15 protein-coding genes are annotated in these 18,693 nt (G+C 48.5%); 1 reads left to right on the top strand and 14 read right to left on the bottom strand.

The features are described from left to right. Positions 1-2: 2 nt before the first annotated feature. The 14 genes from BUA79_RS10130 to ftsH form a co-directional block, all read right to left on the bottom strand. Positions 3-917 (bottom strand): SPFH domain-containing protein, encoded by a 915-nt coding sequence (locus tag BUA79_RS10130; RefSeq protein ID WP_073994312.1) that lies wholly within the window; start codon positions 915-917, stop codon positions 3-5. Beyond that, positions 910-1,356 (bottom strand): NfeD family protein, encoded by a 447-nt coding sequence (locus BUA79_RS10125; protein WP_073994311.1) that lies wholly within the window; start codon positions 1,354-1,356, stop codon positions 910-912. The genes BUA79_RS10130 and BUA79_RS10125 overlap by 8 nt, the downstream gene beginning before the upstream one ends. Before the next feature lie 129 nt (positions 1,357-1,485). Further along, entirely contained in the window at positions 1,486-2,655 is a 1,170-nt protein-coding gene (locus BUA79_RS10120; RefSeq protein WP_073994310.1) for a cell wall hydrolase, read from the bottom strand. Positions 2,656-2,756: 101 nt separating this feature from the next. Next, positions 2,757-3,527, bottom strand: coding sequence for a TrmH family RNA methyltransferase (locus tag BUA79_RS10115; RefSeq protein ID WP_073994309.1), 771 nt, complete (start codon positions 3,525-3,527; stop codon positions 2,757-2,759). Between the two features lies 1 nt (position 3,528). Next, the gene (locus tag BUA79_RS10110) at positions 3,529-4,515 is read right to left on the bottom strand and encodes an ATP-dependent 6-phosphofructokinase (RefSeq protein WP_073994308.1); all 987 of its coding nucleotides are present in this window, start codon (positions 4,513-4,515) and stop codon (positions 3,529-3,531) included. After that, positions 4,512-7,997, bottom strand: a complete 3,486-nt coding sequence (locus BUA79_RS10105; RefSeq protein WP_073994307.1) for a DNA polymerase III subunit alpha — start codon at positions 7,995-7,997, stop codon at positions 4,512-4,514. The genes BUA79_RS10110 and BUA79_RS10105 overlap by 4 nt, the downstream gene beginning before the upstream one ends. Positions 7,998-8,096: 99 nt before the next feature. Then, positions 8,097-8,360 (bottom strand): HPr family phosphocarrier protein, encoded by a 264-nt coding sequence (locus BUA79_RS10100; RefSeq protein ID WP_073994306.1) that lies wholly within the window; start codon positions 8,358-8,360, stop codon positions 8,097-8,099. Beyond that, positions 8,335-9,318, bottom strand: a complete 984-nt coding sequence (whiA, locus tag BUA79_RS10095; protein ID WP_073994305.1) for a DNA-binding protein WhiA — start codon at positions 9,316-9,318, stop codon at positions 8,335-8,337. The genes BUA79_RS10100 and whiA overlap by 26 nt, the downstream gene beginning before the upstream one ends. Positions 9,319-9,336: 18 nt before the next feature. Beyond that, positions 9,337-10,182 carry an RNase adapter RapZ gene (rapZ, locus tag BUA79_RS10090; protein WP_073994304.1) on the bottom strand — a complete coding sequence of 282 codons (846 nt, stop codon included), beginning with the start codon at positions 10,180-10,182 and terminating at the stop codon, positions 9,337-9,339. Positions 10,183-10,195: 13 nt separating this feature from the next. Further along, complete coding sequence (gene murB, locus BUA79_RS10085) at positions 10,196-11,101, bottom strand: UDP-N-acetylmuramate dehydrogenase (protein WP_073994341.1); 906 nt, start codon at positions 11,099-11,101, stop codon at positions 10,196-10,198. 7 nt (positions 11,102-11,108) lie between these two features. Further along, entirely contained in the window at positions 11,109-12,059 is a 951-nt protein-coding gene (locus BUA79_RS10080; protein ID WP_073994303.1) for an ROK family glucokinase, read from the bottom strand. Positions 12,060-12,061: 2 nt separating this feature from the next. Then, a complete protein-coding gene (hprK, locus tag BUA79_RS10075) occupies positions 12,062-12,988 on the bottom strand; it encodes an HPr(Ser) kinase/phosphatase (RefSeq protein ID WP_073994302.1) in 927 nt (308 codons plus the stop codon). Positions 12,989-13,044: 56 nt separating this feature from the next. Next, on the bottom strand, positions 13,045-14,901 hold the full coding sequence (gene uvrC, locus BUA79_RS10070) for an excinuclease ABC subunit UvrC (protein ID WP_073994301.1): 1,857 nt from the start codon (positions 14,899-14,901) through the stop codon (positions 13,045-13,047). Next, on the bottom strand, positions 14,894-16,789 hold the full coding sequence (ftsH, locus tag BUA79_RS10065; protein WP_073994300.1) for an ATP-dependent zinc metalloprotease FtsH: 1,896 nt from the start codon (positions 16,787-16,789) through the stop codon (positions 14,894-14,896). Before ftsH ends, uvrC begins: the two co-directional genes overlap by 8 nt. Positions 16,790-16,970: 181 nt before the next feature. On the opposite strand from ftsH, the gene BUA79_RS10060 reads away from it, so the two are divergent. Next, positions 16,971-18,575, top strand: a complete 1,605-nt coding sequence (locus tag BUA79_RS10060) for a CTP synthase (RefSeq protein WP_073994299.1) — start codon at positions 16,971-16,973, stop codon at positions 18,573-18,575. The last annotated feature ends 118 nt before the right edge of the window (positions 18,576-18,693 follow it).

Here is an 18,693-nt window from a genome sequence, read left to right as displayed (position 1 = left end):
TCTTACTTTGCAACTTCCGTTATGGCTCTTACCATGCCGGCAATTCCCTGTATATCGGATGGGATAATAATCTTTGTCGCCTGACCGTCCGCTGCTTTTGCAAACGCCTCCAGGCTTTTAAGCTGGATTACCGCCGTATCCGGTGCTGATTCTTTAATGTACCGGATACCGTCCGCCAACGCCATCTGGACCATACGTATGGATTCCGCTTCGCCCTGTGCTGCCCTGATGGTAGCTTCTTTCTGGGCTTCCGCTTCCAGGATGACGGATTGTTTGTTTCCTTCGGCCACGAGAATGGTGGAGGTCTTCTCTCCTTCAGCCCTTAGAATGGATTCTCTTCGTTCTCTTTCTGCTTTCATCTGCTTCTCCATTGCATCCTGGATAGCTGCAGGCGGGATGATATTCTTAAGTTCGACCCGGTTCACCTTGATGCCCCAGGGATCCGTGGCCACATCCAGGGCAACTCTCATCTTTGTGTTGATGACTTCCCTTGAGGTGAGTGTTTCATCCAGTTCCAGGTCTCCGATGATATTCCTGAGTGTGGTTGCCGAAAGGTTTTCGATCGCCCTTATGGGATTTTCCACTCCATAGGCATACAGCTTCGGGTCCGTAACCTGGAAGAACAGCACCGTGTCTATCCGCATGGTTACGTTGTCTTTCGTGATGACCGGCTGGGGTTCAAAATCTGCCACTTGCTCCTTCATGTTCACCCTTCGGGCGATCTTGTCAATGAACGGGACCTTGAAATGCAGTCCTACGGACCAAGTTGACTTATACCCTCCGAGCCTCTCGATAACGAAAGCATTCGCCTGGGGCACTATCTTGATGCAGCTGATGATTATCGCCAGAATGATTATAATCAGAACTACCAGGACGGAACCGCCTGTTGAAAATATTCCACTATTGGGACTAAGCATTTTTATCTCCTCCTTCTGTTTTTCTTACAATCAGCTTAACGCCTTCGATTTTCTCTATCGTTACGATACTGTCCTTCACAATCACGTCGCCCTCTTCGGATCTGGCCATCCATTCCAGTCCATTGATATATACTGTACCGGCAGGTTTCCGATTATCGATAGTCTCGGATACCCTTCCGGTCTTTCCGACAAGACTGTCTACATTCGTTTTGATTGACCGGCCATTCACGTATTTTTTTGCAAATGGCCTCGTAAAAAGGAGAAGAACCGCCGAGATCAACAGAAACAGCACAACCTGAACAACAAAGTCCGCTCCCGCAAAGGCCGCCGCCAATGCTGCCAGCGCCCCTCCCGCCATCCATATGGACGTGAGGCCCTGGGTAAAAATTTCAACCAGCACGAATACTGCAAATAACAGAAGCCAATATACAAATTCCATTGCATAACCCCCCTGTTCATGAGCTTATTTAGACCTATGATACATTATCTCAAAGGGTTTGACAAGCAATTCTGGCACACAACTAAAAATCAGGCTCCCTGCGGAAGCCCGATCAAATATGTTTATGTATTATCTGTGATAAAATACCTGGTTTCCTATTACGGCGTAATCACTGTATGAGCCGTAATTGGCTACACTTGTTGCGCAAAAGCTGGTAAAGCCGGGTACATTGTTCACTCCGGATAAAGCATCCTGTGCTGCTCTCAGGGATTCGGAATTTGGTCCGGACTGCAATTTTCTGTCCAGGGCTCCCGATGCGACAATAGAAAACTGTCCGCTGGCATATACGACGCTGGAGATGGTGCTTCCATAACGTCCGCTGTTCAGTCTGTTCAGTACAACGTTTGCCACAGCCAGCTTTCCGTCGTACGGTTCGCTGCCGGCCTCACAGGCAACGACACACGCCAGGAGATATGCATCATTTTCGGTAACGCCGTATGCAGATGTCTGCACGGTCATCGGAAGGGAACTTGCTGCTATAGCCTGCTGTATCTTGGCCTGTTTTGCTGCTTCCTGTCTTTGCTTCTCTGCCTCGATGGCTGCCAGTCTTTCCTGTTCTGCCTGGGCGGCTGCGGCTTCTTCTTCCACAGTTACGCCTGTGCCGATTTTCTGCGCCAGGGTTATGAATTCAGTAGACAGGTAACCGGTGTTTCCGTTATAGTCGACGGCAACCCATCCGTCAAGGATCTGGGTAACCGTAAATGTTTCTGCGCTGCTTGCCAGTCCCCATACACCGGAATCGGTTCCTGGTTCTTTGCGGACCTTCATGGTCTCTGTGTTCACCGTTGCAATCCATGGACAAATCTGGTTTGCCAGGGCCTCTGCCGCTTCATCAACTGCGATGAACTCATTCAGGACATATCCTGTCAGGTTTCCAGAACTGATTTTTGACCACTCGTCTCCCCGCTCGAGGACAACCCCGCCGGAACCGGCATAAAGCTTGCCGAGCAGCTGTGCGTCTGCGGATGCTTCTGCACGGACATTCACGTAGTCAGAAATATTCGTGATGAATTTACCCATAAAAGGGGATACCGGTTTTGTCTCCAGAGTCGCCGCCTGGGTTTCGTCCAGGTTCGTTGCGGAAAGTGCTCTCGCTTCCACTGCGGTGCCGGCTGTCTGAGAAACAGTCTCTTCCTTTGCCGTGCTGGCCATACTGGTTCCCAGTGAAGTCAGCATAACGGAGAAGCCTAATACTATCGCCATTATCGTGAATTTAATTTTGTTTGTTTTCATTTCCATAAGCAACCTCCAACAATTACAAATTAGTTTTATAATTGTTACGAATTTGTTAAACATGTTGCAAAAGTAATATAACAAATTCAGAGGCGTTTGTCAACCCTTCAGGAATTCCAAAGGAAGTCGTACATGAGCAAAGCCGCACTGACAGCGGCGTTCAGCGATTCTACCCGTCCGCACATCGGTATCCGGATCAGGGCATCTGAGAGCCCTGCAAGCCCATTGCTGACTCCGGCAGACTCGTTGCCGATGATGATGGCCGCATCCTGTCTGTCACGGCTTCTCTCGTAGAGGCTTTCCCCCTTCAGGTGGGCGGTATAGATCCTGATTCCATCCTTCTTCATCTCCAGGATGGTTTCCGTCAGATTATCCGTATAGAGGAACGGCACACGGAAAATGGAACCCATGGTGGAGCGGATGACCTTGGGATTATAGATATCCACGGTCTCCCGGCTCATGATGATTCCAGAAATCCCGGCGCCCTCTCCCGTCCGTACCATGGTGCCCAGATTGCCCGGATCCCGGACGTTTTCCAGAACCAGATATATATTTCTATTCTTATTTTTCATGTCCTTCAGAGTATAATGTTTCATGCGGACCAGGGCCAGAATTCCCTGGGGGGTAACTGTATCCGAAATGGATTTGAACACCTTGTCGCTTACCGCTTCATAGGACAGATTCCCAAGCAGTTCCTGGTTTTCTCCCTCCTGTTCAAAGCCTTCCGATACATACACTTCCAGGATATCCTCGGGAGGGATTTCCAGAAACATCTTCTTCCCCTCCACCACATACGCATTCTGTTCGCTGCGGGCGGAGGATTTGGTTCTGATCTGGACAATGTTCTTTATCCTGCTGTTTGCAGCTGATGATATCAACTTAATTCTCCTTCACTCTGTCTAACTGTTTACTGATCCGGTAATACTCCTGAGGGAATTTCTTCTCCATGGCAAGGCCTTCCTTCAGGTCGATATCCACGAACTCTCCTTTTACACGGGCAATGACGCGGTTTTTCTTTCCCTGGCTGACTGCCTCCACCGCCATGGCTCCCATTATGGATGCATAAACCCGGTCCTTGCAGGAGGGGTTGCCGCCTCTCTGCATGTAGCCCAGTATGGTGGCCCGGGCAGAGATTCCTGTGGCTGCCTCCAGCCGCTTTGCCATCTTTTCCGAATCCCCCACGCCTTCTGCGTTGATAATGATATGGTGCCTCTTGCCCTTTTTCCTGCTTTTGATTATGTTTTCGACGATTTTCTGCTCATTGTAATCATAATTTTCCGGAAGCAGAATCTCTTCCGCCCCGTTTGCAATTCCGCACCACAGGGCAATCTGGCCGTTGTGTCTTCCCATTACCTCGATAATGCTGCACCTTTCGTGGGAGGTGGAGGTATCACGGATTTTGTCGATGGCCTCCATGGCTGTATTTACTGCCGTATCAAACCCGATGGTATATTCCGTACACGAAATATCCTGATCGATGGTGCCGGGTATGCACATCACATTGATTCCCAGATCTGAAAGATCTGCCGCCCCCTTGAAGGAGCCGTCCCCGCCGATTATCACGAGAGCATCCAGATTCAGCTCCCTGCAGGTTTTTGCCGCTGCTTCCTGGCCAGCCCGGGTCATGAACTCGTCCGAACGGGCTGTATACAGGATTGTTCCGCCTCTCTGGATGATTTCCGACACGCTTCTGCCCGTCATATGCTCGTGATCATTATCAATCAGGCCCTGAAAGCCCCTGCGTACTCCTACAACTTTCATACCCAGAGTAATAGCGGTCCGTACGACACCCCTTATGGCTGCGTTCATCCCCGGGGAATCTCCTCCACTGGTCAATACGCCTATTGTCTTCATATCGGTGCTCATCTGCCTTTCCTCCTGTCTGCGGTCTTGAGGGCTTTGTCCACCACACGCACCGCATCTTTTTCAATTATATCCCGGATTCCAACCTCCAGAAACTCCTTTGCATTTATCTGATAAGCCGACGGATATACTTTTTTCTGGCGTTCCTTTTCAATGTAAACGATCAGTGTATCCGAACCCTTATATATGCTGATTATCCTGTCCAGCTCCTTTTCGCTGTTCATGAATTGGTCCATATCGGTAAATTTTACCCAGACCTCTTTAGCGATTTTTTCGAAGGGGATGACCTCCCTGGCAATCAGTTTTCCCTGCTCGTCCTCCGAGGCAGAAACCCTGCCGCTGACGAAGACTTTCCCGTCCTCCAGCATGAAGTCCCGATATTTTTCATAATCCCTTGGGAACACGATAACCTCCACGGTACCTACCAGATCTTCGATGGTCAGAAAAGCCATCATCTGGTTGTTCTTGGTTATTTTTCTGGAAATTCCCGAGACGATCCCTCCGATTACCACATCCGCGCCGTCCGTCACGTTGCTGGCACCGTCCTCATTCACGATAAAGTCCGAGCTTATGGCAGTTACATTCTTCCTCCATTTGCCTTCCTCTTCCTGAAGAGGATGTCCGCTTATGTAAACGCCAAGCACCTCTTTCTCTAAAACCAGCTGCACATCCTTGGCAAATTCCCCTATGTCCGGCAGCTTGATTTCAAAATCCGCCTTTTGTTCCTCGCTGACCAGATCGAACAGGCTCATCTGCCCGGATATGGAATTTTTCTTCTCCTGGTTTACGTCATCCAGCACGGCCGCGTAGACCTGCATCAGCTGTTTTCTGGTGCCTTCCAGACTGTCCAGGGCTCCTGCTTTAATAAAGTTTTCGATTGCCCTTTTATTCAGATTCATCCCGGATGTCCTCTCCAGAAAAACCCGCAGACTGGCGTATCTGCCCCTGATATCTCTTTCGCTGACGATATCCTCGATGATGTTTCTGCCTACGCCCTTGATGGCCCGCAGTCCGAAACGGATGGCATTTCCGGAAACGGAGAAAGCTCCCTCCCCTTCATTTATATCCGGCGGAAGTATGGCGATGCCCAGATTCCGGCAGGCCAGAATATATTCCGCGATTTTTGTGGAATTATCGATTACCGAAGTCATAAGGGCTGCCATGAATTCCAGCGGATAGTAGCACTTCAGCCAGGCCGTCTGGTAGGATACGACCGCATAGCTGGCCGCGTGGGATTTGTTAAACGCATATTTGGCAAAATCTGTCATCTCATCCCAGATCTTATGGGCGATATCCTCGCGAATCCCGTTTTGTATGCAGCCTTTTACATCTTCCTGGGGATTTCCATATACAAAATTCTGTCTTTCCGTTTCCATAACGGAAGCCTTCTTCTTGGACATGGCCCGCCTGACCAGATCGCTCCGCCCCAGCGTGTAGCCGCCCAGATCCCTTGCAATCTGCATAACCTGTTCCTGGTATACAATGCAGCCATGGGTAGGCTTAAGGATATGTTCCAGCTGCGGGCAGTCATAGCGGATCGCATTTCTGTCGTTTTTGCCCTGGATATATTTAGGTATAAAGTCCATAGGTCCGGGTCTGTACAGCGAAATGCCCGCTATGATATCCTCCAGGCTTTCCGGTTTCAGCTCTTTCATAAAGCTCTTCATTCCGGCACTTTCCAGCTGGAAAATCCCCTCCGTCTTTCCGCTTCCGATCAGCTCAAAGACCTTCGGATCGTTGAATTCGATTTTGTTGATATCCAGACTGATGTCCGGATCCTTATTGATCAGATAGACGGCATCCCGGATGACCGTCAGAGTCCGCAGGCCCAGAAAATCCATTTTCAGGAGCCCCAGTTCCTCTAACGTGGTCATGACATACTGAGTGGTGATGGAACCATCGGATGCCCTGGACAGGGGAACGTACTCGTCCACGGCCTTCCGGCTGATCACCACGCCGGCCGCATGCATGGAGGCATGCCTCGGAAGCCCCTCCAGCCTTTTGGACATGTCTATCAGATAGTGGATTCTTTCATCCATCTCATAGGCGCTGCGCAGCTCCTGATTCATTTTAAGGGCCTTTTCGATGGTAATCCCGAGTTCATTGGGGATCATCTTTGCAATGGCATCCACGGACGAATAAGGCAGATCCAGCGCCCTGCCTACATCCCGGATGACTCCCTTGGCAGCCATGGTACCGAAGGTGATGATCTGCACCACCTTTTCTTTCCCGTATTTTTCTATGACGTAATCTATGACCTCCTGCCGGCGCTCATAGCAGAAGTCAATATCTATATCCGGCATGGATATTCTCTCCGGATTCAGGAACCTTTCAAAAAGGAGGCTGTAACGGATCGGGTCGATGTCCGTTATATCCAGACAGTAGGACACGATGCTTCCGGCAGCAGAACCCCTTCCCGGACCCACGGCTATTCCATGCTGCTTCGCATAATGAATGAAATCCCATACAATCAGGAAATATTCCACAAATCCCATTTTTTCAATGGTATCCAGTTCATATTCCAGTCTTTCCTGCAGGGAATCCGCTTCTTCCCCATATCGGGCATCCAGACCCCTGCTGCAGAGCTCCCGCAGGTATCCGGCGGGGGTATATCCTTCCGGCACCTGGTATTCCGGCAGCTTCAGAACACCGAATTCAATATCTACATGGCATCTCGCCCCAATCTGGGCAGTATTTTCCAGCGCTTCGACGGCAAAGGGAAACAGGGCTTTCATCTCATCTTCTGACTTCAGGAAAAACTGTCCGCCTTCATAACGCATCCGGTCCTCGTCGGTCACTTTTTTATTGGTCTGCACGCACAGAAGGATATCGTGGGCTTCCGCATCCTCCGCAAAGGTGTAATGGACATCATTGGTTGCCACAAGCCCTATGCCGGTTTCCCGGCTCAGCTTCAGCAGCTGCATGTTTACATGCTTCTGTTCCGGAATGCCATGATCCTGCAGCTCCATGAAGAAGTTGCCTTTCCCGAAGATGCTCTCGTAACGCTGTGCCGCCTCCCGGCCGCCGTCATAAAGGCCTCTCGACAGATATCTCTGCACTTCTCCCGCCAGGCAGGCGCTCAAGGCAATGATACCCTCGTGGTATTTCTCCAGAATCTCATAATCCACGCGGGGTTTATAATAAAAGCCCTCTATAAAGCCCGAGGATACTATCTTCATCAGGTTTTCATAGCCGGTATTGTTTTCAGCCAGCAGAACCAGATGGTGGTACCGTTCTTCCCCTGCGCTGCTTTCCTTTTCAAAACGGGATCCGGGCGATACATATATTTCACATCCGATTATCGGATTGATTCCTATTTCCTTGGCGGCCTTATAAAAATCAATGGCTCCGTACATAACACCATGGTCCGTTATGGCCAGGCTGTCCATTCCAAGCTCCTTTGCCTGCCTGAGCAGCTCCTTGATTTTACAGGATCCATCCAAAAGGCTGTATTCCGTATGTACATGTAAATGCGTGAACGCCATTTCCTTTACCTCCGCTTAGTATTGTTACCATTATAGTACAAACAGGCTGTTTCGACAATCAAAAAGGGCACCGTTGACCGGCGCCCGTATACTTGAAAATTAATTGCTGCTTCCGCAGCTTAAGTATTCTTCTATTTTTTCGATGGCCTCTGTTTCGTCATTTCCATCGGCGATAACATGCACTTCCTCGCCTGCCGCAAGCCCTAAGGTCATCATGCCCATAATGCTTTTGGCATTCACCTTTTTGGTACCCACTTCCACATAAATGGAACTTTCAAACTGGCTTGCCACCTGTACGAACAGCGCGACCGGCCTTGCCTCGAGTCCTGTCTTAATTTCAATTGTCATGTTCTTTGTAACCATTGTGTACCTCCTTAACCTCTCTTAAACTATCAGCAATATCGCTTATCTTACGCAATCTATGGTTAACTCCTGATTTTCCAATCGGTGGATTTAACATTGTCCCTAGTTCCTTCAACGGCAGTTCTGGAAATTCCAACCGGATTTCAGCTATTTCCCTTAGATTTGCCGTAAGTGTGTGCAGATTCCCGGTCTCTTTAATATAGGTTATGTCTTCTATCTGTTTCAATGAAGCGGATACCGTCTTGTTGATATTTGCTGTTTCGCAGTTCACCTGACGGTTTACCGAATTCCTCATTTCCTTGAGGATCCTTATGTTTTCGAAGTTCATAAGAGCCACGTGGGCTTCCATGACATTCAGAAATTCAGCGATGCTGTCACTGTCTTTGATATAAACAACAAAATTGTTTTTTCTTCCGACGATTTTTGCATCAATTCCGAATGCGGTGATTACGTGTTGCAATTCCAATGCTTTTTCCATATCGGATGTCACTAGCTCAAGATGATAGAACTTTTCCGGGTCGCTTATGGATCCAGCTGCCAGAAATGCTCCTCGCAGAAATGCTCTTTTGCAGCAGGCGTTCATGACGATCGTCTTATCCTGCAGCAACAGGTTTTTGGATACATTACCTTCCCTGTCGATGTACTTTGCAGCCTGCAAAACGGCTAACGCGCCTTCATGCTTTCCTATCGTGATTGTGTAGGTTCTTGACTTCTTCAGGTAGGCATTGTTCTTAATTGAAATCACAGTAACTATATTAAATGTTTTTTTTATGATTGTAAAGTACTTTCTTGCCACTGCAATGTTTTCGGTATGAAGACTCAGTGAATATCTTCCTTCGCTGCTGACTGAAAGTCTGCCGTTCAAACCTATGATGGCAGATAATTCCGCAAGACGGCAATGCCTTGCTTTTACAATGTCCCTTGCCACTTCATCCCTGGCATCACTCGAAAATGACATCTTCCCGTACCTTTCCTTTTATCTGCTGATATCCCTGTGAATAATATTGATTCCATATTCCCGATTGTCATCCAGCCTGTCAAAAATCTCCTCTGCCATGGCAACCGAACGGTGTCTGCCCCCGGTACATCCAATTGCGATGACCAGCTGATTCTTATCTTCTCTTATAAACATCGGTACCAGATATCGGATCATTTCCTCCACCTTATCACAAAAAATCTGTGATTCTTCAAAGGAAAACACATAACCCCTGACTTCTTTTTCCAACCCGCTTCGTGGCTTCAGCTCCGGAATATAAAATGGATTCGGCAAAAACCTTACGTCAAACACATAGTCCGCATCCTGGGGAATGCCGTGTTTATATCCAAAAGTCAAAATCGTTATGAACATATTGTCAAATTCTTTATGCTGGACGAATATCTCTTCTATTTTCGACCGGAGGTCCTTCGCCTTGATCCTGCTGGTATCAACGATATAATCGGCCTTTTTTCTCAGGAAATCCATTTTTTTACGTTCCAGGGCAATGACTTCCCCTACCCGCATCTCTTCTCCTAAGGGATGCGCCCGGCGCGTCTCCTTGAAGCGGTTGATGAGGATTTCATCGTCCGCATCCAAAAACAGGATTTTATATGAATATTCACGCCTCTTGAGAATATCCAGCATTTCTTCCAGTTCATCCAGTGCGTCCCCGCTCCGTATGTCGATACACAAGGCAAGCTTCGAAAAACTGGCGATTTCAGTAAGCTTCTCAATCAGGGCAACGGGGAGATTGTCAATGCAGTTATATCCCTCGTCTTCAAATGCCCGCAGGGCCGTTGTCTTTCCTGCGCCGCTCATTCCAGTTACAATGACACATTCCGACATGCTGCCTTCCTCCCTAATCCAGTATTTTTACTTCCGACTCCAGGCTGATACCGGTTTTTTTATATACAATATCTTTTACTTCCTGCATCAGCGCAAGTATGTCCCCAGAGGTTGCATTCCCCCGGTTGATGATGAAGCCGCAGTGCTTTTCGGACACCTGGGCATCCCCTACTCTGCGTCCGGCAAGCCCGGCGTCCATTATCAGCTTTCCGGCAAAGCTTCCGGCCGGCCGTTTGAATGTGCTTCCGGCACTGGGGTATTCCAGAGGCTGTTTTTCCCTCCGGCAGTTCCCAAGCTCCTCCGTTGTCTGTTTGATGCGGTCCGGGTCTCCTTTTTCGAGCCGGATTCCCGCTTCCAGTGCAATATAATTCTCTTTGAGAATTCTGCTGTTCCTGTATTCGTACTCCAGCTCTTCCCTGGAAAGGGTCCGTAAATCCCCGTTCTGGTCCATGACTTTGACCCACTCGACTATCTGGCTCATCTCCCCGCCATAAGCTCCAGCGTTCATGCCCAGGGCTCCTCCCAGAGTGCCCGGAATACCGGAGGCAAATTCCATGCCTGTCAGCCCGGCTGTGCTGGCGGCTGCCGCGACCTTGGAAAGCATCATGCCGGCCTGGGCAGTTATCATTTCTCCTTCCAGCCTGATTCCACTGAAATTTTTATTTATGCGTATAATCAGCCCTCTGTATCCGCTGTCTCTTACGATTACATTGCTGCCATTTCCCATTACAAAGTATTTTATCTTGTTTTCCCTGCAGATTTTCAGCAGCTGGCGTATCTGTTCTATGGTTCCGGGTGAAACCATACAGTCTGCCGGTCCGCCCGTTCTGAAGGTTGTATATCGGTTCATGGGCGCATCCGTTTCCACGTTGTCTGTCCCTGCAATATCGCAAAATTGTCTTATAATATCTTTTTCCATATCAGTCTTAAAGCCTTTCATTTCTCAGCGATTGGATAATCTGTGCTGCAGCTCCGTATATGCCCGCATCCGGTCCCAGGGAGGCTATGCCGAATTTCACATCTCCGCAGGGCGTAAATGCTTTTTCCCTGAATTTTTCTTCCAGCATGTCCACAAGAAACATGCCGGCCCCGCTCATTCCTCCGCCAATCAAAAACAGGCCCGGATTTACCACCGACGCTGTGCATGCAAGCCCGGATGCAAGGTAATCCATTGCCCTCTCTATCACACTGAGTGACAGGAAATCCCCTTTTTTTGCCAGTTCAAATACATCTTTGGCCGTAAAGGATTTTATTCCCCGGAGCTGCGAATCCGTATCCGTGCCTGCCAAAAGTCTGTTCGCCTGCCGGACAATACCGGAAGCCGAGGCAGCCAGCTCCAGACATCCTTTTTTCCCGCATGTGCATGTGTCTTCACACTCCGGCACAAGAGGCATATGCCCAATTTCGCCTGCGGCTCCATTATAGCCCGTGACAAGGTGCCCGTCAATAATTATTCCGGAACCGACTCCCGTCCCCAGGGTTACCAGAACCATATCCGGGCATCCCCTGCCGGCACCCATCACATATTCACCCAAAGCCGCAAGGGAGGCGTCATTACCGGCCTTCACCGGTACGCCTCCCAACATATTTGAGAACTTCTTTTCAAGATGGAATGTATCCCAACCCAGGTTGACACAGCCGAGCACCAGACCGGCTTCCGTCACTGGACCCGGCACACCGATTCCCACACCGGCCAAAACGGTATTTCCGCTGATTTTCCCATGTATCAGCCCACTTATATCCGGAAGGATATCCCTTCCTTCCTCCTGTGTCCTTGTGGGAATTGTCCACTTTTCAAGCAGTCTGCCTTCCATCGTGAAGCAGCCTGCTTTAATAGTCGTCCCTCCGACGTCCACGCCAAATACGATTCGTTCCATTATCACTTTTTCCTGTTGATATTTTCCTGCACCCTTTTGTACAGTTCCTGGGCAGCATTGTAACCCATCTTCTTCTGGCGGCAGTTGATTGCCGCAGATTCGACGATGACTGCCAGATTCCGTCCCGGACGGATTGGAATGGCATGGGCTACGACCTTGTTCCCCAGAAATTCCATGTATTCATCTTCCAGCCCGAGTCTGTCATATTTTCTTTCCCGGTCCCAGTCCTCGAATTTTATGACAATATCTACCGGATGTTCGTCCTTGACGCTTCCAACACCGAACAGGGTCTTGACATCCAGAATACCGATGCCCCTGACTTCAATGAAATGCCTCGTAATATCCGGGGACCTTCCAATCAGCTGTTCCGGTGTAACACGGTGCAGTTCCACCACATCGTCCGCTACGAGCCTGTGTCCCCTTCGGATCAGCTCCAGGGCAGCCTCGCTTTTACCGATGCCGCTCTCGCCCATGATAAGGATTCCTTCTCCGTAAACGTCCACCAGAACCCCGTGAACCGTCATACTCGGAGAAAGCAGTCTGTAAAGAAGCGCAACAATTTCGGCAATAAACGGAAATGTCACCTTACCGGTGGAAAACACCGGTATGTTCTTGTCCCTTGCGATATCCATAAAATCCTGATCCGGGATAAGGTCACGGCAGAAAATTACGCATGGAAGATTGTGGCTCAGCAGCTGCTCATATCTTTTGATCCGGACATCCTTCTCCAACGTCTGGACGAAGGTGTGTTCCACATGTCCGATAACCTGGACACGTCCACTGTCAAAATGATCGAAGAAACCTGCAAGCTGCAGGGCCGGCCTGTTTATATCCGGCTCCACGATCTCAATATTCTCGATATTCATCTCTGGTGTCAGACTTTTCAGTTCCAATTTCTCTGCAATCGCAGTCAGTGCAATACTCTGCATATTTTACCCTCCAGACCCTTTACAGCCATAAAAGCTACTCAGCTGATTATATCAGACTAATGAAAGAATTCATATATTTTTCTGGCAGCCGCCATGTTCATTCCCGGCACCGCATTCAGCTCTTCCATATCTGCATTTTTAATGTTATCAATGTTTTTAAAAGCTTTCATAAGCTCCAGCCTCCGTTTCGGTCCGACTCCCTCTATGTCATCCAGTATAGAATGAAGCTGTTCTTTTCCCCGGAGTTTCCTGTGGTACTCAATGGCAAACCGGTGGGTTTCATCCTGGATTCTGGTAATCAGACGGAATCCCTCACTGGACTTCTTCAGGGGAACCTCTTCATTCCGGTAGTAAAGCCCTCTTGTTCTGTGATTGTCATCCTTCACCATCCCGCAGACCGGAATGTCCAGACCCATCTCTTCCAGTACACGCAGAGCAATATTTACCTGGCCTTTGCCTCCATCCATCAGGATAAGATCCGGAAATTTAGTGAAATTCCCCAGGTTCTGGCTGATTCCTTTTTCTTCCAGTTCCTGTGCTTCCTTGATGCCATGGGCAAGCCTTCTCGTCAGCACTTCTGCCAGACTGGAATAATCATCTGCTCCCTTCACCCACTTTATCCTGAATTTACGGTAATCATTCCTCTTGGGTTTCCCGCCTTCATAAACCACCATGGACGCAACGGATTCATAACCGCTGGTGTTGGAAATATCGAAAGCCTCTATGCGGTTCAGTTTCTCTAGTCCCAGCAGTTCCCTTATTTCCTCCATGGCTCCGGCTGTTCGTATATGTTCTATCCGGAGTTTTTCCTTGTCCTGGGAAATAATCAGGTCCGCATTCTTTTTGGCGAGCTCCACCAGCTTTTCCTTCCCGCCCTTCTTGGGGGTGGTAATCCGGACCTTCTGTCCGAGTCTGCCAGAGAGCCATTCCTCAATGACCTCTTCATCCTCCGGCTCTTCCTGGACTAAAAGCTCCTTCGGAATAAACGGAGTGCCTGCATAATATTGCTTGATGAAGCTTCCCAGTATCTGGCGTCCTGATTCCTGAAGTGCTATACGGAGATGAAAGTGTTCTCTCCCCAGAAGCTTTCCATTCCGGATAAAAAAAACCTGTACTACGGCATCCAGACCATCCGCCGCATACGCAATAATATCTTTATTCTCGTTATTGTCTGCTTCCATCTTCTGTTTCTGGAAAATCTGTCTGACGCTGAACAGAAGCTCCCTGTATTCGATGGCCTTTTCGAATTCCAGCTCCTCTGAAGCCTGGTTCATCTTGTCTTCCAGCAGATTCAGCACATCCTTGAAATTCCCCTTCAGAAATTCCATGGTGCTCTGGACAGCCTGTCCGTAATCTCTTTTGCTGATATATCCCTGACAGGGTCCATCGCACTGCTGGATATGATAATTCAAGCAGGGCCTTTCCTTCCCGATATCTCTTGGCAGGACCCTGCTGCATGTTCTTATTTTATAGATTTTTGTCAGTAGCTCTATTGTGTCCTTGACGGCTCCCGCACTTGTAAACGGGCCAAAATACTTGGATTTGTCTTTCTTCTGATCCCGAGAGAAAAGGATGCGGGGATAATCCTCCTGCACCGTCACCTTGATATACGGATAACTTTTATCATCCTTCAGCATGGTATTATAACGGGGCTGGTGTTCCTTGATCAGATTGCTCTCCAGAATCAAGGCCTCCAACTCCGAATCCGTTACAATATATTCAAAATAAGTGATCCGGGTGACCATCTGCTCTATCTTGGACGACACATTTCTGCTCTTCTGGAAATACTGTCGCACTCTGTTCTTCAGGTTTATGGCCTTCCCAACATATATGATTGTATCCCTGCCGTCATGCATCAGGTAGACACCCGGTGATGACGGCAGCTTTTTTAATTCTTCCTCAATATTAAACATTTTCCCCGTTCTGCACAACCGGTTCGCCTGTTTCAGTCTCCAGACCCTCAAGATTCTCCTGATTGAAGATTTCCATAAACTGGGCTCCGGTAATGGTTTCCTTCTCATACAGATATTCTGCTATTCTATCCAATGCCGCCCGATTGGCCAGTATCAGCTCTTTCGCTTTACCATAGCTCGTTCGCAGCATTTCCTGCACTTCTTTGTCCACTTCCGCAGCTGTGGCTTCGCTGCAGTTCAGGGATGCCCTTCCATCCAGATACTGGTTTTCGATGGTTTCCAGACTCATCAAGCCGAATTTTTCGGACATTCCGAACTGGGTGATCATGGCCCTTGCCAGTTTGGTTGCTTTTTCCATGTCGTTGGAAGCACCTGTAGTCACGCTCTCAAACACGATCTCCTCGGAAGCCCTGCCTCCCAGAAGGGTAACAATACGTGCCTCCAGATCCTGCTTGGACATAAGGTATTTTTCTTCCTCTGGCACCTGCATGACGTATCCCAGAGAACCCATGGTTCTTGGAACGATGGTGATTTTCTGTACCGGTTCCGCCTTTTTCTCCAAAGCCGTTATCAGGGCATGCCCTACCTCATGGTAGGCAACCACTTTCTTTTCTTCCTTATTAAGTATCCTGTCCTTCTTTTCCTTGCCCGCTACGACTACTTCCACGGATTCAAAAAGGTCATTCTGAGAAATGGCGCTTCTTCCGTTCTGGACTGCATTGATAGCTGCCTCATTTATCATATTGGCAAGATCCGATCCTACAGCACCGCTGGTAGCCAGTCCGATTGCCTCCAGATCCACCGTGTCATCCATGGCCACATTTTTGGAGTGTACCTTCAGGATTTCCACCCGGCCCTTCAGGTCCGGCTTGTCCACGATGATTCTCCTGTCGAAACGGCCTGGACGGAGCAGGGCCTTATCCAGTACTTCCGGACGGTTGGTAGCCGCCAGTATGAATACTCCCTTGGAAGAATCAAAACCATCCATCTCAGAAAGCAGCTGGTTCAGAGTCTGTTCACGCTCGTCGTTGCCGCCGAACTTCGTATCTCTGCTCTTGCCGATAGCATCAATCTCATCAATAAATATTATACAGGGTGCCTGCTGCTGGGCCTGTTTGAAAAGGTCCCTCACACGGGATGCTCCGACGCCTACAAACATCTCCACAAAATCCGATCCGGACAGGGAGAAGAATGGCACCTTGGCCTCTCCTGCAACCGCTTTGGCCAGGAGTGTCTTGCCGGTTCCCGGAGGTCCGACCAGAAGGGCTCCTTTGGGAAGCTTTGCGCCGATTTGGGAATACTTGCCCGGATTGTGCAGGAAATCCACGATTTCCGTAAGAGATTCCTTGGCTTCATCACATCCGGCCACATCCCGGAAGGTCACTCCGGTAGATTTTTCCACATAAATCTTGGCGTTCGACTTGCCGACGCCCATTACTCCGCCGCCTTTTCCCATTTTTTTGAATATGATCCCCATCACGAAATAGACTGCCACAAAGGGCAGCACCCATACAAAAACGAAATTCAAAAGAGTGGATTGAGAATCCGCCTGTTCACCCGTGTATTTGATATCCGGTTTCGTTTTAAGAAGGGGTATCAGCTCCGGATCATTCAGGTTGGTGGTCCAGTATGTATACCCCACAAGGGCTTCATCCATTCCTTTTGGCGTGATCATAATCTTGTTGTCGTTGCTGAAAATAATAGATTCAACTTTTCCTTCGTCAATCATGGTGAGGAATTCGTTGTAGGTAACTTCCTTTGAAGTAGCTTTTTCCAACATGCTGGATAAAGCACTTATTCCCAGAATGGTAATGATTCCCACAATAATAATGATCATTATGGTCGAATTATTTTTTGGTTTTTTGTCATCCCGGTTATTGTTATTCATATTAGCCTCTTTCTAAATACTAGTTTAAGAACCATTGTTCTATTTATTATAGATTCATCCGAATTATAAATCAATAAGGAACGTATATATTTCAAACATATTTCACAAACTCTCAAAAAAATGGTGGACTTCATGCTTCTATGGTGTATAATTAAGTTTATTTTATTTGGGAGGTCATTACATGGCAGTGAAGTACGTATTTGTAACCGGAGGTGTTGTGTCCGGTCTCGGCAAGGGTATCACGGCAGCCTCTCTGGGCCGTCTTTTGAAGGCCAGAGGCTATGCAGTAACCATGCAGAAATTTGACCCGTATATCAATGTGGATCCGGGTACCATGAATCCAATACAGCATGGGGAAGTATTTGTAACAGACGACGGCACCGAAACCGATTTGGATTTGGGCCATTATGAAAGATTTATAGATGAGAATTTAAACAAAAACTCAAATGTCACCACAGGCAAAATCTACTGGTCCGTATTATCCAAGGAACGCAGGGGCGATTACGGCGGCGGAACCGTACAGGTAATCCCTCATATCACCAATGAGATCAAGGGAAGATTCTACCGGAATCCAGGAGAGACCAAAACAGAGATCGCCATTATTGAAGTCGGCGGAACCGTCGGCGATATAGAAAGCCAGCCTTTTCTGGAGGCAATCCGTCAGTTCCAGCATGATGTAGGGCCCGAAAATGCCATCCTTCTGCATGTGACTCTGATTCCCTACCTCACGGCTTCCGGTGAATTAAAAACAAAGCCGACCCAGGCCAGCGTCCGGGAGCTCCAATCCATGGGTCTTCATGCGGATATCCTGGTTTGCCGTTCGGAGCACCCGATCAGCCAGCAGATGAAGGATAAAATTGCATTATTCTGCAATGTTCCTAACAACCGTGTCATCCAGAACCTGGATGTGGATAACCTGTATGCGGTTCCTCTGGCGATGGAAGAAGAACACCTGGCACAGGCAGCCTGCGAATGCCTGAAACTTCCATGTCCTGAACCGGATCTGGAGGAATGGAAGCTCATGGTTGAGGCCGCAAGGCATTTGACTGATACTGTAAAAATTGCTCTGGTAGGTAAATATGTCCAGCTTCATGATGCTTACATAAGCGTTGTGGAATCCCTGAAACATGCCGGCGTCGCCAATGCGGCCAATGTCTGTATTGAGTGGGTTGATTCCGAAAAGCTGAATGAATGCAATATTAACGAGGTTTTCAAGGATGTGTCCGGAATCCTGGTTCCAGGAGGATTCGGCGACAGAGGCGTGGAAGGAAAAATCCTTGCCATCAAATACGCAAGAGAACACAAGATCCCTTTCCTGGGACTTTGTCTGGGAATGCAGCTTGCCATTGTGGAGTTTTCCCGTGATGTGGTCGGATTCGCCGATGCACACAGTACGGAACTGGATCCATCCACAACCCATCCGGTAATCCATATCATGCCGGAGCAGAATGGAATCACGGACCTGGGAGGAACACTCCGCCTCGGCTCCTATCCTTGCGTACTGGATCAAAATTCCAAAGCATATATATTATACGGACAAGATGTTATCCATGAACGCCACAGACACCGTTATGAGGTAAATAACGATTTCAGGAACGTACTGAGAGAAAAAGGGATGATTTTATCCGGAATATCCCCGGATGGACGAATCGTGGAAATGATAGAATTAGAGGATCATCCATGGTTTTTGGCCACACAGGCGCATCCGGAACTGAAATCCAGACCCAACCGGCCTCATCCCCTTTTCAACGGATTCATAAACGCAGCCATTAAATTTCAGTCCTAGTATAAAAAAGATGGACCGCCGGATTTGAACTGACCCCCATAAGTTAGACCTAAAAATCTAACTTATGGGAGGTCAGTTTTTTTATGGCAAAATATAGTTTTGAATTTAAAAAGCAAAT

Origin of the sequence: Parasporobacterium paucivorans DSM 15970 (assembly GCF_900141895.1) — a bacterium.
Classification (GTDB): Bacteria; Bacillota; Clostridia; order Lachnospirales; family Lachnospiraceae; genus Parasporobacterium; species Parasporobacterium paucivorans.
This window is presented reverse-complemented; position numbering and strand designations above follow the sequence as displayed.

Coding starts and splice junctions, on each gene's coding strand:
- ftsH (WP_073994300.1), bottom strand. CDS start 16,789: ATGAATAACAATAACCGGGATGACAAAAAACCAAAAAATAATTCGACC.
- whiA (WP_073994305.1), bottom strand. CDS start 9,318: ATGTCATTTTCGAGTGATGCCAGGGATGAAGTGGCAAGGGACATTGTA.
- rapZ (WP_073994304.1), bottom strand. CDS start 10,182: ATGTCGGAATGTGTCATTGTAACTGGAATGAGCGGCGCAGGAAAGACA.
- murB (WP_073994341.1), bottom strand. CDS start 11,101: ATGGAAAAAGATATTATAAGACAATTTTGCGATATTGCAGGGACAGAC.
- BUA79_RS10125 (WP_073994311.1), bottom strand. CDS start 1,356: ATGGAATTTGTATATTGGCTTCTGTTATTTGCAGTATTCGTGCTGGTT.
- BUA79_RS10130 (WP_073994312.1), bottom strand. CDS start 917: ATGCTTAGTCCCAATAGTGGAATATTTTCAACAGGCGGTTCCGTCCTG.
- BUA79_RS10060 (WP_073994299.1), top strand. CDS start 16,971: ATGGCAGTGAAGTACGTATTTGTAACCGGAGGTGTTGTGTCCGGTCTC.
- BUA79_RS10100 (WP_073994306.1), bottom strand. CDS start 8,360: ATGGTTACAAAGAACATGACAATTGAAATTAAGACAGGACTCGAGGCA.
- BUA79_RS10105 (WP_073994307.1), bottom strand. CDS start 7,997: ATGGCGTTCACGCATTTACATGTACATACGGAATACAGCCTTTTGGAT.
- hprK (WP_073994302.1), bottom strand. CDS start 12,988: ATGCAGAGTATTGCACTGACTGCGATTGCAGAGAAATTGGAACTGAAA.
- BUA79_RS10080 (WP_073994303.1), bottom strand. CDS start 12,059: ATGGAACGAATCGTATTTGGCGTGGACGTCGGAGGGACGACTATTAAA.
- BUA79_RS10110 (WP_073994308.1), bottom strand. CDS start 4,515: ATGAGCACCGATATGAAGACAATAGGCGTATTGACCAGTGGAGGAGAT.
- uvrC (WP_073994301.1), bottom strand. CDS start 14,901: ATGTTTAATATTGAGGAAGAATTAAAAAAGCTGCCGTCATCACCGGGT.
- BUA79_RS10120 (WP_073994310.1), bottom strand. CDS start 2,655: ATGGAAATGAAAACAAACAAAATTAAATTCACGATAATGGCGATAGTA.